The sequence below is a fragment of the Pontibacter burrus genome (genome assembly GCF_010686685.1).
GTDB classification, from domain to species: domain Bacteria; phylum Bacteroidota; class Bacteroidia; order Cytophagales; family Hymenobacteraceae; genus Pontibacter; species Pontibacter burrus.
On sequence record NZ_JAAGWD010000003.1, the window covers coordinates 60105 to 74913 of the forward strand.

Annotated in this window: 12 protein-coding genes; 6 read left to right on the top strand and 6 right to left on the bottom strand. The window is 47.0% G+C overall.

The window, feature by feature from the left end; translation table 11 throughout:
- Positions 1–130: 130 nt before the first annotated feature.
- A complete protein-coding gene (locus GXP69_RS07655) occupies positions 131–1570 on the bottom strand; it encodes a M48 family metalloprotease (protein ID WP_163914077.1) in 1440 nt (479 codons plus the stop codon).
- Positions 1571–1917: 347 nt separating this feature from the next.
- Here GXP69_RS07655 and GXP69_RS19275 point away from each other — a divergent pair, with 347 nt between their 5' ends.
- The 6 genes from GXP69_RS19275 to hemA all read left to right on the top strand — a co-directional run bounded on the left by GXP69_RS19275 (position 1918) and on the right by hemA (position 8300).
- Entirely contained in the window at positions 1918–3456 is a 1539-nt protein-coding gene (locus GXP69_RS19275) for a sensor histidine kinase (RefSeq protein ID WP_163914079.1), read from the top strand.
- Between the two features lie 11 nt (positions 3457–3467).
- Entirely contained in the window at positions 3468–3917 is a 450-nt protein-coding gene (locus GXP69_RS07665) for a response regulator (RefSeq protein ID WP_163914081.1), read from the top strand.
- A 94-nt stretch (positions 3918–4011) separates the two neighbouring features.
- Entirely contained in the window at positions 4012–5250 is a 1239-nt protein-coding gene (locus GXP69_RS07670; RefSeq protein WP_163914083.1) for a hybrid sensor histidine kinase/response regulator, read from the top strand.
- A 2-nt stretch (positions 5251–5252) separates the two neighbouring features.
- Positions 5253–6314 (top strand): response regulator, encoded by a 1062-nt coding sequence (locus GXP69_RS07675; protein ID WP_163914085.1) that lies wholly within the window; start codon positions 5253–5255, stop codon positions 6312–6314.
- A 35-nt stretch (positions 6315–6349) separates the two neighbouring features.
- Positions 6350–6859, top strand: coding sequence for a hypothetical protein (locus GXP69_RS07680; protein WP_163914087.1), 510 nt, complete (start codon positions 6350–6352; stop codon positions 6857–6859).
- A gap of 178 nt (positions 6860–7037) precedes the next feature.
- Entirely contained in the window at positions 7038–8300 is a 1263-nt protein-coding gene (gene hemA, locus GXP69_RS07685; RefSeq protein ID WP_163914089.1) for a glutamyl-tRNA reductase, read from the top strand.
- Positions 8301–9003: 703 nt separating this feature from the next.
- On the opposite strand, the gene GXP69_RS07690 is transcribed toward hemA, so the two are convergent.
- Genes GXP69_RS07690 through nuoJ form a run of 5 tightly spaced genes read right to left on the bottom strand, consistent with a single transcriptional unit; the run spans position 9004 to position 14808 of the window.
- On the bottom strand, positions 9004–10464 hold the full coding sequence (locus tag GXP69_RS07690) for an NADH-quinone oxidoreductase subunit N (RefSeq protein ID WP_163914091.1): 1461 nt from the start codon (positions 10462–10464) through the stop codon (positions 9004–9006).
- A 5-nt stretch (positions 10465–10469) separates the two neighbouring features.
- Positions 10470–12068: an NADH-quinone oxidoreductase subunit M gene (gene nuoM / locus GXP69_RS07695; RefSeq protein ID WP_163914093.1), complete on the bottom strand. Its 1599-nt coding sequence runs from the start codon at positions 12066–12068 to the stop codon at positions 10470–10472.
- Positions 12065–13951, bottom strand: a complete 1887-nt coding sequence (nuoL, locus tag GXP69_RS07700; protein WP_163914095.1) for an NADH-quinone oxidoreductase subunit L — start codon at positions 13949–13951, stop codon at positions 12065–12067. Before nuoL ends, nuoM begins: the two co-directional genes overlap by 4 nt.
- A gap of 6 nt (positions 13952–13957) precedes the next feature.
- Positions 13958–14251 carry an NADH-quinone oxidoreductase subunit NuoK gene (gene nuoK, locus GXP69_RS07705; RefSeq protein ID WP_163914097.1) on the bottom strand — a complete coding sequence of 98 codons (294 nt, stop codon included), beginning with the start codon at positions 14249–14251 and terminating at the stop codon, positions 13958–13960.
- 11 nt (positions 14252–14262) lie between these two features.
- Positions 14263–14808, bottom strand: coding sequence for an NADH-quinone oxidoreductase subunit J (gene nuoJ / locus GXP69_RS07710; protein ID WP_163914099.1), 546 nt, complete (start codon positions 14806–14808; stop codon positions 14263–14265).
- Position 14809: the final 1 nt, after the last annotated feature.

Sequence of the window (14809 nt, forward strand, 5' to 3'; positions counted from 1 at the left end):
CTGCTTCTCTCTCCGGATTGCGAATGTACTCAATTTATAGTTGCTATGCCCTTTAAGTTGCGGCAGGCATAAAAGTATAAGGCCAGGAAAACGAATTTCCTGGCCTTATACTATAGAGTGCTAGCCAGTGTTACTGTGTTACAACCTTTATCAGCATCCCTTTTTCAACACGATCCGTCAGCTGCATACCATTCAAAATCGCCAGCTCTTCCAGGCGGGCGGATGGAGTGCCATTAGACTGCAGTGCCTGCGCCAACGTGGTGTTTTGGCCTACAGTTTTGATACGCACGCGCTCTGGCTGCTTGTTCAGCTTGCTCTGGTCTGTTAGTTGACGGAAATTGGTCATGGTACCGGAAAAGGTGTTGAAGTAATTATTAAAATCATTGCCTGATGTAATACCCATAATGCTGTAAATGTTGCCACCGTATTGTATAAAATAAGTGAGCGTGCGGATAGTTCCTTGTTCCTGCTTCTGGTCTGCAACTATAGCCAGGGCATTGTTGCCATTTACAGTAGTGTTTTTCGACTCAACCAATGTTAATTTATAACCTTCAAGGGTCTGGCGGGCGGCATCTTCCAGCGAGGTGCCGGGTGCCAGTGTCAGGTTAATAATGGCTTTGCCTTCGGGGTGCGCCATCTGGAACGCTTGTGGCGAGTTCAGATATTTCCAGCCATTCGGTATCGGGAACTGGAATTTCAGCTCAGGGTGGTAAAACACAAAATTTTCAACAAAGCCCTGTTTCGGGTCTTCGCCATAAATTATGCCGTCGATCAGGCGCAGGTAAGAGTCACGGCCTACTTTCAGGTTTGTGGCATTCAATTTCTGTTGCCACTGTGCGGCCAGTTCGTGCACGGTAGTATAGCGGTTACCAGGGTCGGGGTGTGTGCTCATAAACTCTGGTATGGCCTGCCCGCCTGCCTTTTGCTGTTCGCGCTGCAGGGTCAGGAAAAAGTCGGCCATTTGATTGGCATCGTACCCGATCTTGGTCGAGTATTCTACACCCAGCTCATCAGACTGGCGCTCATCATCGCGACCGAATTTCAGGAACAGGAGGCCTAGTCCCTGCATGGCCTCGTTTCCAAATTGGGCGAGCTCTGGTACCAGGATCATACCGGCTATCAGACCTACCTGGCTCAGTACCTGCTTACTTTGCTGTTGTGCCGAGTGGCGTGCTGCAATATGCCCGATCTCGTGGCCAAGCACGCCGGCAAACTGAGCCTCGTTGTTAAAGTGGGCCATAATGCCCCGCGTAAAGTATACATAACCACCGGGCACAGCAAAAGCATTTATTACCGGCGAGTCAAGTATTTTGAAATTATACTTAATGTTGCTACGGTGCGATATGGCTGCCATTTGCTGGCCTTTCTCACTTATAAAGCGCTGCATGGCCGGGTTGTCATAAAGCCCGAACTGGGCTACAATCTGCGGGTCTGCTTCCTGTCCAAGTGCCAGCTCCTGGCCCTCCGACATTAAAATCACGTCTTTCTTGCCTGTAACCGGGTTGGTGGAGCAGGAGTTGAACAGCAGCAGCACACCGGTTAATAAAGCAGTTATCTGAATTCTTTTCATAGTCTTAAATATTAATGCAGGCTATAGTTTCCGTCTTCCAGAATCTTTAAAAACCTATATTTTAATTGCAACGATTATGCCATGTATAAGTTGCAACTGCACTATATAGCAGCTTCTACGCTGCTTTTTATAGCACTATAGTTACTGAATGCAGCTGAATGTAATCTATAGTTTGTGATACTTTTTTCTGATCATCACCTCTCCGGGGAGAAGGGTATTATAGTTTGGTTTATGCTTTATGATGACAAACGGAATGGTGTACTTCTGCTAAATCCGCTAAATTTGGCTGTTAGCCCAAGCTTTGTCGTTTAAAGCAGAACGCTTATATTGAGTAAAATACTTTAGAGGTGGAAGAAAAGCAAAATAACTATAGCACTGATTCAGAGTCCAGGTTGCAGGCTATTATCGATACGGCTATTGACGGAATTATAACCATTGATAACCGTGGCGTAGTGGAAACTATGAACCCGGCTGCGGCGCGCATTTTTGGATATGATCCGGAAGAGATCATCGGGCAGAACATTAAGGTTCTGATGCCTGAGCCGGATAAAAGCCTTCACGATGTATATATCGACAACTACCACCGCACGGGTATCGGGCAGATCATCGGCATTGGGCGCGAAGTGTTGGGCAAGAAAAAGGATGGTACTATATTTCCGTTTCTGCTGAGTATCAGTGAAGTTCGCCTGCACGAAAAGCAGATTTTTACCGGCATAGTGCACGACATTACGGAGCTAAAGAAAACCGAAGCTGCGCTGCGAGAAAGCGAGAACAAGTTTAACTCCATCATACAAACGGCTGTAGACGGTATTATCACGATAGACACGCGCGGTCTGATCGAAATGGTGAACCCGTCGGCACAGAAGCTTTTTGGCTACGAAGAACATGAACTGATTGGCCGCAACATAAGCATGCTGATGCCGGAACCGGATAGTAGCCAGCACGATGCTTACATGGAACGCTACCACCGCACCCGCGAACCACGCATTATTGGCATTGGCCGTGAAGTATCCGGGCTACGAAAAGACGGAACCGTTTTCCCTTTCTTTCTGAGTATAAGTGAAGTACAGCTGGCTGACAGAAAAGTATACACTGGTTTTGTGCACGACATTACACACCAGAAAGTAAGCGAAGAGCGCCTGAGACGTTATGCTGCTGAGCTGGAACGCAGTAACCGCGAACTACAGGATTTTGCCTATGTTTCGTCGCATGACCTGCAGGAGCCACTGCGCAAAATCCAAGCTTTTGGCGACCGCTTAAAGACCAAGGAATACGATAAACTCAGCGACCAGGGCAAGGATTATGTAGACAGGATGCTGAATGCAGCCTCGCGTATGCAGAACCTGATAAACGACCTGCTCGACTTCTCCAGAGTGACAAGCAAATCAAAGGCATTTGTTAAAGTAAAGCTCGATAAGATACTGTCGGAAGTGCTCTCTGACCTGGAAGTAACTATAGAACAGACCGGCGCTGTAATAGAAAGATCGCCGCTGCCAACTATAGAAGGCGAACCAACCCAGATGCGTCAGTTATTCCAGAACCTGATCAGCAATGCTATTAAGTTCCGGAAAGAGGGTGTTACCCCTGTTGTCAGGATCTCGTCCAGAAATGTGCAGCTACACGCGCATCTCACTTCAACGCCCGGCGACGAAATGGTGGAAATAACGATAGAAGATAACGGCATTGGTTTCGATGAGAAATACCTGGATCGTATTTTTAATATCTTTCAGCGTCTGGAAGGGCAGAAGTATGAAGGCTCTGGTATTGGCCTGGCTGTCTGCCGTAAAATTGCAGTGCGCCACGGCGGCGACATAACGGCCAAAAGCACGCCCGGCGAAGGCACCCGATTTATTATTACATTAGCAAAAAAACACTTACAGGAATAAACTATAGTTGCATGAGTCCAAATCCAAGATCAATTATCATACTGATTGCCGACGACGATGCCGAAGACCGGATGCTGGTTAAAGAAGCATTGGAGGAAAGCCGCCTGAACAACCATATACAGTTTGTGGAGAACGGCGAAGAACTGCTGGATTACCTGAACAACAAAGGCAGGTTTGCAGACAAGGAACAGTACCCGACACCGGGCCTGATTCTGCTGGACCTGAACATGCCTAAAAAGGATGGTCGTGAAGCGCTGAAAGAGATAAAGCAGCAGGAACATCTGCGCATGATTCCGGTTGTGGTGCTGACCACTTCCAAAGCCGAAGAAGACATCCTGCGCACCTACGACCTGGGCGTAAGCTCTTTTATTACAAAGCCTGTAACATTCAGCTCCTTGGTTGATGTAATGAAAACCCTGAGCAAATACTGGTTCGAAATTGTAGAACTGCCCAAAAGTTAGTTAGAAAGTTAAAAAGTTTGGAAGTTAGAAAAGTGAATGTCGAGATTGAGTAACACTTTCTAACTTTTTAACTTACAAACTTATCCCTTAAAACATGCCTCATAGCAACAAGATACGTGTACTGCTGATTGATGATGATGAAGATGATTTCATCATTACCCGGGATACAATTGATGAAATTCCGGGGCGCAACTATGTGCTTGAATGGACAGCATCTTTCGGTGAGGCACTGGAGCTTATAAAGCAGGAGAAACACGATGTATACCTGGTAGATTTCAGGCTGGGAGCACACGACGGGCTGGAGTTGATCTCGCAGGCAGTGGAAGGCGGAAGTCTGGCGCCGTTTATACTTTTAACAGGCCAGAGCGACCGCGAAACCGATGAAAAGGCCATGCGCGTAGGGGCTTCGGATTATCTCGTAAAAGGCACTTTTGATCCGTTTAGTTTAGAGCGATCGATCCGCTATAGTGTGGAGCATGCCAAAAGCATGGCTGAAATACATAAGCTGAACTCTGAACTTGAACAACGCGTGGATGAGCGTACCCGTGAGCTGGGAGAGGCCGTTAAAAAGCTGGAAGAAACAAATCGCAGCCTCTACGAAGCACAGGTTGAGATACGCAAGGCACTGCAGAAAGAGAAGGAGCTGCATGAACTAAAATCGAGGTTTGTAACAATAGCCTCGCATGAGTTTCGTACGCCGCTTAGCACTGTACTTTCATCAGCATCCTTAATTGGCAAATACAAAGCCACTGAAGACGATGAGAAGAGACAGAAGCATGTGGAGCGCATCAAATCGGCGGTAAGCAATCTTACAACTATCCTAAACGATTTCCTGTCGATAAGCAGGATAGAGGAAGGCAAGATCTATAACGTACCAACTACGTTCGACCTGAAAGACTTTACAGCCGAGATTGTAGACGAAATGCAGGGGCTTGTGAAGATCGGGCAGAAGATACACTACCAGCACAGCGGGCCAGAAACTATAGTTACCTTAGATAAACAGTTACTAAAAAATATTATATTAAACCTGCTTTCCAACGCCAGCAAGTATTCCGGTGAAGGCAAGCAGATCTACATTGACACAGCTGTAAACAGTACTATAAACCTGTCTGTAAAAGATGAAGGTATCGGGATTCCGGATGCTGACAAGGTACATTTGTTTACGCCTTTTTTCCGGGCGCAAAACGTGACCAATATACAGGGCACCGGTCTCGGACTAAACATTGTGAACCGCTACGTAGATATAATGGACGGATCTTTAACCTACGAAAGTGAACTGAACGAAGGCACTACTTTCCGTATAACATTCCCAATTCACCCCATAACAGCATAACCATGAAAAAAATATTGCTGATAGAAGATAATCAGGAGATCAGAGAAAACACAGCCGAGATACTTTCTTTGGCAAACTATAACGTTATAGAGGCCGAGAATGGGAAAGTAGGCGTTGAGCTGGCTAAGAATGAGCAGCCTGACCTGATCATCTGCGACATTATGATGCCCCAGCTGGACGGTTACGGGGTGCTGCACATGCTCAGCAAAAACCCGGCAACATCAAGTATTCCATTCATCTTCCTGACTGCAAAATCGGAGAAAGAAGACTTCCGAAAAGGCATGAACCTAGGCGCCGATGACTATCTGACCAAACCATTCGATGACTTAGAGTTGCTGGATGCCGTGGAAATGCGGTTGAAAAAGAACGAGATCCTGAAGGCTGAATTTAACAAGAGTGTTGAAGGCATAGACAACTTTATACAGGAAGCGCGCGGCTTCGAGGACCTGAACAAACTGCTTTCGGATAAGCGCAAGGTGACGGTGTTTAAGAAAAAGCAGCACCTGTTTATGGAAGGCTACCGCACCACGGCGTTATATTTCCTGAACAAAGGCAAGATCAAGACTTTTAAGGCGAACGAAGAAGGCCGTGAGTACATTACCAACCTCTACAAAGACGGTGACTTTATCGGTTACCTCGACTTGCTGGAAGAAACACCTTACCGCGAATCGGCTGTAGCGCTGGAAGATTCTGAAGTGTATATCATCCCCAAAGAAGACTTTTTTACGCTTCTCAACCACAACCGCGACATTGCCAACAAGTTCATAAAACTGCTTTCTGATAACCTGGCCGACCGCGAAGAACGCCTGTTGAAACTGGCTTATAATTCGGTGCGCAAGCGCGTAGCTGAAGCCTTGCTGTTAGTAGAAAAACAATACCAGCAACAGGCCGGCGATAAAACCCAGATCAGCATAACCCGCGAAGACCTAGCTAGTATAGTTGGCGCTTCCAAAGAAACTGTAATCAGAACCTTAGCCGATTTTAAAGACGAAAAACTGATTGACAGCCAGGGAAGCCGCATTTTTATACTTGATTCTGCCAAGCTGGCCAAAATGCGGAATTAAGGTATTCTATGTAAACATGGATTTATGATCGCATAATGAAGTACATCATATTTTGCTTTCTGGCGTCACTTGTTTCCTGTAATAATCCAGCTGATTTAAGGGAACAGAATCAATATATTTTGTCTGAACCTGAAGGATTCTCAGACTTTGATATTGAATATGACGTGAATAGGGGAGATAACTATTTTTCTTCAATTGATTCAATTTATACTCGGGATTATGTTGATGAAACAAGAAAAGTTAAAGTAGTACTAACTACTGAAGAAAAACAGAGAATTTTTGAAGTAGTAAAGGAGGCGGATTTTTTAAGCTTACCTGACACTATTGAGAGAAGTGGTGACACATGCATGTTACCAGCATTTACAAAGGAGGTGAAAGTTAAAATTGGATCTAGGGAAAAAAGAGTTTATGACTTAATATATTGTGATGTAAAAGATAAAACTATAGAAGAGAGATTTAACTTAATCACTAATACATTGTGGGAGATTCTTCAAAGCAAAGATAAAGTAAAAGACCTGCCCCAAAGCGATAAGATTTATATGTAATACATAAAGCTGGCAAGTTCTAAAGTGCAAAATTTAAACTATAGCCCGAACTTCAGAAATGGAGTCCGGGCTATCGTTTTTTTATAAAGTTGACATCAATCAATGGATATAGTTGACATAAGTCATGTTTCTGTTGAATTGCTTTTCAGACATTTGCATTGAAATCTGAAACACCACCATGCAGAACAACTTTAAAGCCCTTACCTTATCTTACAAACATGCACCGATAAATGTGCGCGAAGCAGTAGCCCTGAACGAGATAGGTTGCCGCAATTTGCTGGATAAGATCAGGGAGTTTACAGATGCCCAGGATGTGCTGGTACTTTCTACCTGTAACCGTACGGAAGTATACTATATTTCTGAAAAAGAGCTGGACCAGGCGATTATAAAACTGATTGCGATGGAACGTGGCTTTATTTCTACAAAAAAGATCACGCCCTACTTTAAGCACATTACCGATCCTGAGCTGGCTGTTCAGCATTTATTTTATGTAGGCCTTGGTCTGGAGTCGCAGGTGGTGGGCGATATGCAGATACTGAACCAGGTAAAGAAAGCTTACCAATGGTCTGCAGAAGCAAATATGGCCGGCCCGTTCCTGCACCGTTTGCTGCACACAATCTTCGCTACCAACAAACAGGTTTTCAACGAGACTTCCTTTTTCGATGGCGCTGCTTCGGTATCGTATGCCACTGTTGAGTTAGTGGAAGAGCTAATAGCTGACCTGGTAAATCCGCGTGTGCTGATGATCGGGGTAGGAGAGATTGGGGCGAATGTGTGTGATAACTTTCAGAAGTCAACTATTAATAATGTAGTTATTGCTAACCGCACACATCACAAAGCACAGGCCCTGGCCGAGAAAACCAACGCTACAGCTGTGTACTGGGAGAATGTGTGGGAAGAGATTGCCCAGGCAGATGTTGTCATTTCGTCTGTCCCCGGCGACTGCTTTTTCATCAGTAAAGAAGTGATAGCGCAGCAGGGTGTAACTACTCCGAAGTTCTTCCTGGACCTGTCTATGCCACGCAGCATCGATAGCACACTGGAGGAAATTGCAGGTGTAAAAGTATACAATGTAGATACCATTAAAAACCGCGCTTCAGAAGCCCTGGAAATGCGCATGGCCGCCATTCCGCAGGTGCAGCAGATTATCTCAGCAGCTATGGTTGAGTTTAGCACCTGGACCCGCGAAATGGCGATGTCGCCGGCCCTGCAGCAGTTCAAAAGCAAGCTCGAAGAAATCCGTCAGCAGGAGTTGAACCGGTATATGAAGAACTTAGGCGAAGCGGAACGTGAAGTAGTGGAAAAATTAACACAGAACATTCTCAATAAGATCGTAAAGCTACCCGCCCTGGAACTGAAAGCCGCCTGTATGCGGGGTGAGTCTGAAGCGTTGGTAGAAGGGTTAGCTGCTTTGTTTAGTTTAGAGAAAGATAAAGTTTAGAAGTTTTAGTATAGGTGAATAGATAAAAAGGCTCTTGTTTCAAGAGCCTTTTTTGTTGCTGACTTTTGTCATTTCGAACATTCTTGAGACGCGAGTCGAAAAGAGCCAGCGCAGCTGTGAGAAATCTATCGCAGCTTATAGTTGAAGTTAATTACTCTTTGAACTAAGCCTTCCTTTCAAACTTCCTTCAATCCTGGGAGCTCTACTTGCCTACAGTTTCCAATTAGCTTTGGTGCCCTCACGGCCGGGAGGCCCCGTCTTTGGGCATCGCGCTGCTGCTTTCTTGCTATCCTCGTTCCTCGGATTGCCTAAAGGCACCACAACAAATCAAAGGCGCTCAACCCAAAGACTGAGAAGTTTCGAATAGCTACCACTAACTATAGTTTGATCCGGTAAGCTTCGAGATTTATCGGGATGATAGTCTCAAGGGGACAGGTAAACCTGTCCTTCTCGTGTTAAATAACTATAGCTAATTCAGATTTCTCCTTTCGTCGAAATGACAGTTCGAAAAGCAGTAGCAGAAAAGTCCCCTTTGAAGGGGGCAGGGGGATGACAAACAGAAACTATAGAACTATAATCTCAACTACAACTATAGCAAAAAATCCCCTCTCGGGAGGGGCAGGGGTGGGTTAATACAGCAACTATAAAATTATAGCCAAGCTCCTTCCCCTGTTTTTAGGGGAAGGTTGGGAAGGGGTAAATCTTACTTAGCCACTATCTCCGGCACACTCACCAGCACATTCTGAATCAGCTGTACCAACCCAGTTGGGTACACACCGACATACACCAGAAGTAATGCCAATACAGCCAGCGTACCTGCACTGGCAACATAAATAGAAGGGCGTAACCGTATAGTTGGCTCGCGCTCTGTTTCCGGTTGCTGGAACATGACGGCGATGATCTTGATGTAGTAGTATAAGCCAATCACACTGTTGAGTACCAGCATGACCACCAGAAGCCATAGTTGGTCGTTTATACCAGCGGCGATAATGTAGAATTTACCAACAAAACCAGCAGTGAGTGGAATACCCGCCAGCGATAGCAACATAGCCGAGAACACAGCAGCCGTCCAGGGACGCCGCCAAAGCAGGCCTTTGTAATCTTCCAAAAGTTCGGCATCGCTGTTTTTATCCGAGAGCATGGCTACCACACCAAACGCACCAACACTGGTAATAAAGTACGCTACCAGGTAAAAAGTTATTGCTTCTACTCCCATCTGATTACCTGCCATAAAGGCTACCAAAATATAACCTAAATGCGAGATTGATGAATAAGCCAGGATACGTTTTACGTTCTTCTGCATCAGGGCCAGCAGGTTTCCGGCAAACATGGACGCAATGGCAACTATAGTTAAAATCGTAACCAGCACCGGGTAACGGAAACCATCTATTTCCATGAAAAAACGGATCAGCAAGCCTAATACTCCTCCCTTGGAAACGGTAGCAATAAAAGCCGTAACTGGAGCAGGCGCACCTTCATACACGTCCGGCGTCCACATATGGAACGGTACAATGCCCAACTTAAAACCAACCCCGATCAGTATCATGCCGATACCTGTGAGTAGCAACAGCGGCAACTCCTGCATACCGGCTATACTTTGAGCCAGGCCTGAGAAAACCATCGTGCCCGTACTAAAGTACACCAGCGCCATCCCGAACAGCATGAAGGCAGAAGAGAAAGCTGCGAGAATCAGGTATTTGATCCCAGCTTCGTCGGAGCGGGGACGGGTGCGCAGGTAAGGTATAAGTGCATAAAGCGAGATACTGAGGATTTCCAGGCCCAGGAACAGCGATGCAAAGTGAGTACTGATCACCAGCACACAGGCACCTAAGGTAGCCAGAACCAGTAGCAAGTAGTATTCTTCTTTCCGTTCTTCGCGCTGCTCAAAATAGGCATAAGAGAGCATACTCACGAGCAACGACGTCAGGAGGATCATTCCGATATAGAACACGCCGAAGCCATCAATCACAAACATCGGCTCAATGACATAAGCTGTGGTGGTGCGCAACTCAAACAGCGACCCAAAAGCTGCAATAAACGACAGCGCCGTAATGACATAGATGATCTTATGGTTGCGCCATGCGGCAATGACCAGCATCGAGATAAGTACTGCAAATGTAAGGATCAACAGCGGCATCAGGTATAAAAAATCAGTCTGGCTCATGTCTTTTAGTTTGGAGATTGAATGATCTGGAGATTTGAAAATGCACGCTGATTTATAGCTAGTTGGTTCGTGTTTATAGTTGCTTCAGGTTCCGGCTGTAAAACCGCAGTTTTGGGTTCAGCTATAGTTGGCTCCTTCATATTGTAAGCCTGTAGTTGTTCTGTAATGGAAGGTCTGGCCATGTCGATGATGGGTTGCGGATACAGCCCCAGCCAGAGTAAGCCAAGCACCATCGGTACAGCGATCAGCATTTCACGGAAGTTCAGGTCGCGGAATGTTTCCTGTTGCGGGCCGGGCTCGTAAAATACTTTCTGCATAATGCGTAACGAGTAAGCCGTTGCCATCACGATACCGATCGTAGCAAAAACAGTCAGCCAGTTGTTAGCCTGCCAGGAACCGACTAAAGTCAGAAATTCAGCGATAAAATTGCCAAGGCCGGGAAGGCCCAGTGTTGCCATTACAAACACTAACGCCACAACGCCCATCCTCGGAGCTTTTGACCAGAAGCCGCCCATCTGCGCCAGATCGCGGGTATGCAGGCGCTCGTACAGGAAGCCGGCCAATATAAATAGCGCACCGGTACTTAGCCCGTGCGCGATCATCTGCATCACCACGCCTTGTAGTGCCCATTCGTTAAAGGCAAAAACACCCAGAATCACAAAGCCCATGTGGCTCACAGAAGTATAAGCTACCAGGCGTTTCAGGTCGGTTTGCGAGTAAGCAACTATAGCTCCGTATAGTATGCCGATAACACCTAACAGCATGGCCCAGGGCGCAAATTCCACAGCAGCAGTCGGGAAGAGTGGCACGACGAATCTAAGCAAGCCATAAGCCCCGGTTTTAAGCAACAGCCCGGCTAAAATAACGCTACCCGCGGTTGGAGCCTGTGAGTGTGCATCGGGCAGCCATGAATGGAAGGGAACCACCGGTAACTTTACCAGGAAAGCAGCCAGGAAACCAAACATCAGCAGGCGTGCAGCATCAGTGGTAAGCGGTGTATTAAGGAGCTCAAAGTAGTTAAAAGTATAGTTGCCTGCTTCGGAGCCGTGGATAAAGTAGAGACCAAGGATCGCCAGCAACATGAGCAAGCCGCTTGCCTGCGTAAACAGGAAGAATTTGAAAGCTGCGTAGGTACGGTTCTCATGCCCCCAAACCCCGATCAGGAAATACATCGGTATCAGCATTACTTCCCAGAAAAAGTAGAACAGGAACAAATCCATGGTCAGGAATACACCTGCAATACCAGCCAAGACCCAGAGCAAATTAAAATGGAAGAAGCCGACTTTGGTTTTGATCTCTTTCCAGGAGATAAGTACGGACAGCAAACCGAGAAAGAAGGTCAGTAATAACATCAGCAGACTTAATCCATCCAGCGCCAAACTAAAGCTCACTCCCCATTGCGGAATCCATGGTATATCGTAGCGGATCAGCCATGCAGAACCAGTTGTTGCTTCCGTGCTGATCCAAAGATAAACTATAAGTATAAGGTCGAGCAAAATGGCACCCAACGCCACCCAGCGAGGCAATTCCGGGCTAACTTTTTTAGAGAGCCAGGCCAGCAGTCCGCCAGCCATCAGTATCACAATCAGCCAGACGAGTATCATAGGAACAGGCTTATAGTTAGAATCATGATCGCGCCAACCACAATGCCGGCTACATAGTTGCGAAGCACCCCGTTCTGCGTTTCCGAGAACATCACATGGAAGCCTTCGGCCATACGGGCAAGTCCGGTGTAGAAGCTGTCGATAAAGTCGCGTTTGTTGAGTCTGGAGATAAACACATACGGCCGCACGATCAGGGCATCATACAGCGCATCGAAACCCCAGCCCGAATGCCAGAAACGGTGCAGCGTCATCGCAAAATCAGAGCGCTCTATACTTGCCAGTAAAGCTGGACTTTTAATGTAGAACAGGTACGCTACGAAAACACCACCCAATGAAACTATAGCTGCGATTAACTGGAACATCCATTCGTTAGCAGCCAGTACTTCATTGGCTACTATACCCGGCAGCACCGGCGCCATCAGGTTAGAGAATAAAATAATATGTGCGAAGTTGTGTGGCAGTTCAATAAAACCACCAACCAGCGAAAGTATAGCCAGGATGATAAGCGGAATGGTAATGACTTTGCCCGGTGGGTGCTCCAAGTGCGTTTTGCTCTCCCCAAAGAAGGTAATGAACACCATCCGGAACGTATAAATGGATGTGATAAAAGCGCCGAATAATCCCGCTAAGTAAAACCAGATGCTACCATTCTCGCCAGCCAGTGCATACCACAAAATCTGATCTTTACTATAGAAACCTGCGGTGATAAGTGGCAAGGCTGCCAGTGATGCTGCTCCGATCAGGAAGGTCCAGTATACGATGGGCATTTTATGGCGAAGGCCACCCATTTTGCGCATGTCCTGCTCGTGGTGTAATGCCATGATGATTGCCCCGGCGCACAGGAAGAGCAGCGCCTTAAAGAAGCCGTGGATCATAAAATGAAAGATACCTGCCGACCAGGCACCAACACCAAGTGCTAAGAACATGTAGCCGATCTGGCTGATGGTGGAGTAGGCGAGTACCCGTTTCAGGTCGTATTGGGTAAGAGCTGAGAAGCCAGCCAGCAGCAAGGTAACAGCGCCAACTATAGCCACAATCGTTTGTGCCAGCGGAGCTAGCTCAAAGATCACATACATACGCGCGATCAGGTAAACACCAGCCGTTACCATAGTGGCCGCGTGTATAAGCGCAGAAACCGGCGTAGGACCAGCCATCGCATCGGGTAGCCAGGTTTGCAGCGGCAATTGTCCGGATTTACCCACCGCACCACCTAAGAGCAGTAAAGCAACTATAATCGCCATTTGGGAGCCAACACTCCAGGCTTGCGGCGCTTCAGTAAGTATTGTCTGGATATGCAGCGTACCAAACGCCTGGAACAGCATGAATAACCCGATTGCCATGGCGGTATCGCCGACACGGGTGATTAGGAAAGCTTTTCGGGCAGCATAACCGTTTTCCGGCTCTTTGTACCAGAACCCGATGAGCAGGTACGAGCACAACCCCACACCTTCCCAGCCTAAGTATAAAAGCAGCAGGTTATCAGCCATTACCAGCATCAGCATGGAGCCTACAAAGAGGTTCATGCACGCAAAAAAGCGGGAATAATCCTGGTCGTCGGCCATGTAGGCGGTGGCGTAGAAATGTATGAGCGCACCTACAAACGTGATCACGAAAACGAAAACTATAGACAGTGCATCAATATGGAATGCAATGGAAGGAGTGAAGCCCGCCACGTTAAACCATTGCCATACTTCCTGGTGGTAAAACTCCGGCCGGTTCTGCAGAAATTCTATACCCAACAAAATAGTAATGATTGCTGAAACCGCCACGCTGCCCACGCCAAGTATAGCTACTAACGAGCGCGACAAACGGGTGCCAAAAAGGATCAGCAACAGTGCTCCCAGAAACGGCAGCGCAGGTATAAGCCAGAGTAGATTTTCCATAGTTGGTTATCCTTTCATTAAGTTAGCGGCATCACTGTCCAGGGTTTTGAGCTGGTGATAGATCTGAAGTATAAGTGCGAGCCCTACCGACACTTCGGCAGCAGCCATAGTCAGTATAAAAATGAACATCACCTGCCCGTCGGGTTGCACCCATTTAGAGCCGGCAACTATAAAAGCCAGCCCGGCTGCATTGAGCATGATCTCGACAGAAATGAGCATGAAGATGATGTTGCGGCGAATAAGCACGCTGATCAGGCCCAGCATAAAAAGTACGCCAGCCAGCAGTAAAGCGGCTTCCATGTGTGCGGGTGTCATATGGCGGCGCTCCTTCCTTCTTTTGGTTGTAAAAACCGGTGTACTACTTTTTTCTTTTGGCGGCCCAGGTGATATGCACCTACTATACCGGCCATCAGCAGTATGCCGCACAACTGCACACCCAGCATATAAGGTCCGTATAACGACATGCCCACCACTCTGGCATCAACAGCCACAAGTGCTTCGGTCGGTTGTGTATCAGGGGCTAAAATGATGTAAGCAAGTTCTGCCAGCAACACCAACGAAAGTATCGCCGGACCAACCCAAACCCGGGGAGTAAGCCAGGCCTTTTCCTTATCAACGTCTTCATGCGTCAGGTTCAGCATCATGATTACGAAAATGATGAGTACAACTATAGCTCCAGCATAAATGATGATTTCCAGCGCAGCCATGAACGGCGCACCCAGTGTGAAAAACACGACAGCCACTGCCAGGAAAGAAACTACTAGGTAGAGCAGCGCATGGATGATGTTGTAGCGTGTTATCGTTAGGATGGTAGCGATTGTGGCAACTGCTGCCGCGATGTAAAATGTCAGTTCCATG

What these genes read in the sequence shown, in the direction of transcription:
- GXP69_RS07655 (WP_163914077.1), bottom strand. Translation starts at nt 1,570, where the DNA reads ATGAAAAGAATTCAGATAACTGCTTTATTAACCGGTGTGCTGCTGCTG.
- GXP69_RS07665 (WP_163914081.1), top strand. Translation starts at nt 3,468, where the DNA reads ATGAGTCCAAATCCAAGATCAATTATCATACTGATTGCCGACGACGAT.
- GXP69_RS07670 (WP_163914083.1), top strand. Translation starts at nt 4,012, where the DNA reads ATGCCTCATAGCAACAAGATACGTGTACTGCTGATTGATGATGATGAA.
- GXP69_RS07675 (WP_163914085.1), top strand. Translation starts at nt 5,253, where the DNA reads ATGAAAAAAATATTGCTGATAGAAGATAATCAGGAGATCAGAGAAAAC.
- GXP69_RS07680 (WP_163914087.1), top strand. Translation starts at nt 6,350, where the DNA reads ATGAAGTACATCATATTTTGCTTTCTGGCGTCACTTGTTTCCTGTAAT.
- hemA (WP_163914089.1), top strand. Translation starts at nt 7,038, where the DNA reads ATGCAGAACAACTTTAAAGCCCTTACCTTATCTTACAAACATGCACCG.
- GXP69_RS07690 (WP_163914091.1), bottom strand. Translation starts at nt 10,464, where the DNA reads ATGAGCCAGACTGATTTTTTATACCTGATGCCGCTGTTGATCCTTACA.
- nuoM (WP_163914093.1), bottom strand. Translation starts at nt 12,068, where the DNA reads ATGATACTCGTCTGGCTGATTGTGATACTGATGGCTGGCGGACTGCTG.
- nuoL (WP_163914095.1), bottom strand. Translation starts at nt 13,951, where the DNA reads ATGGAAAATCTACTCTGGCTTATACCTGCGCTGCCGTTTCTGGGAGCA.
- nuoK (WP_163914097.1), bottom strand. Translation starts at nt 14,251, where the DNA reads ATGGAAGCCGCTTTACTGCTGGCTGGCGTACTTTTTATGCTGGGCCTG.
- nuoJ (WP_163914099.1), bottom strand. Translation starts at nt 14,808, where the DNA reads ATGGAACTGACATTTTACATCGCGGCAGCAGTTGCCACAATCGCTACC.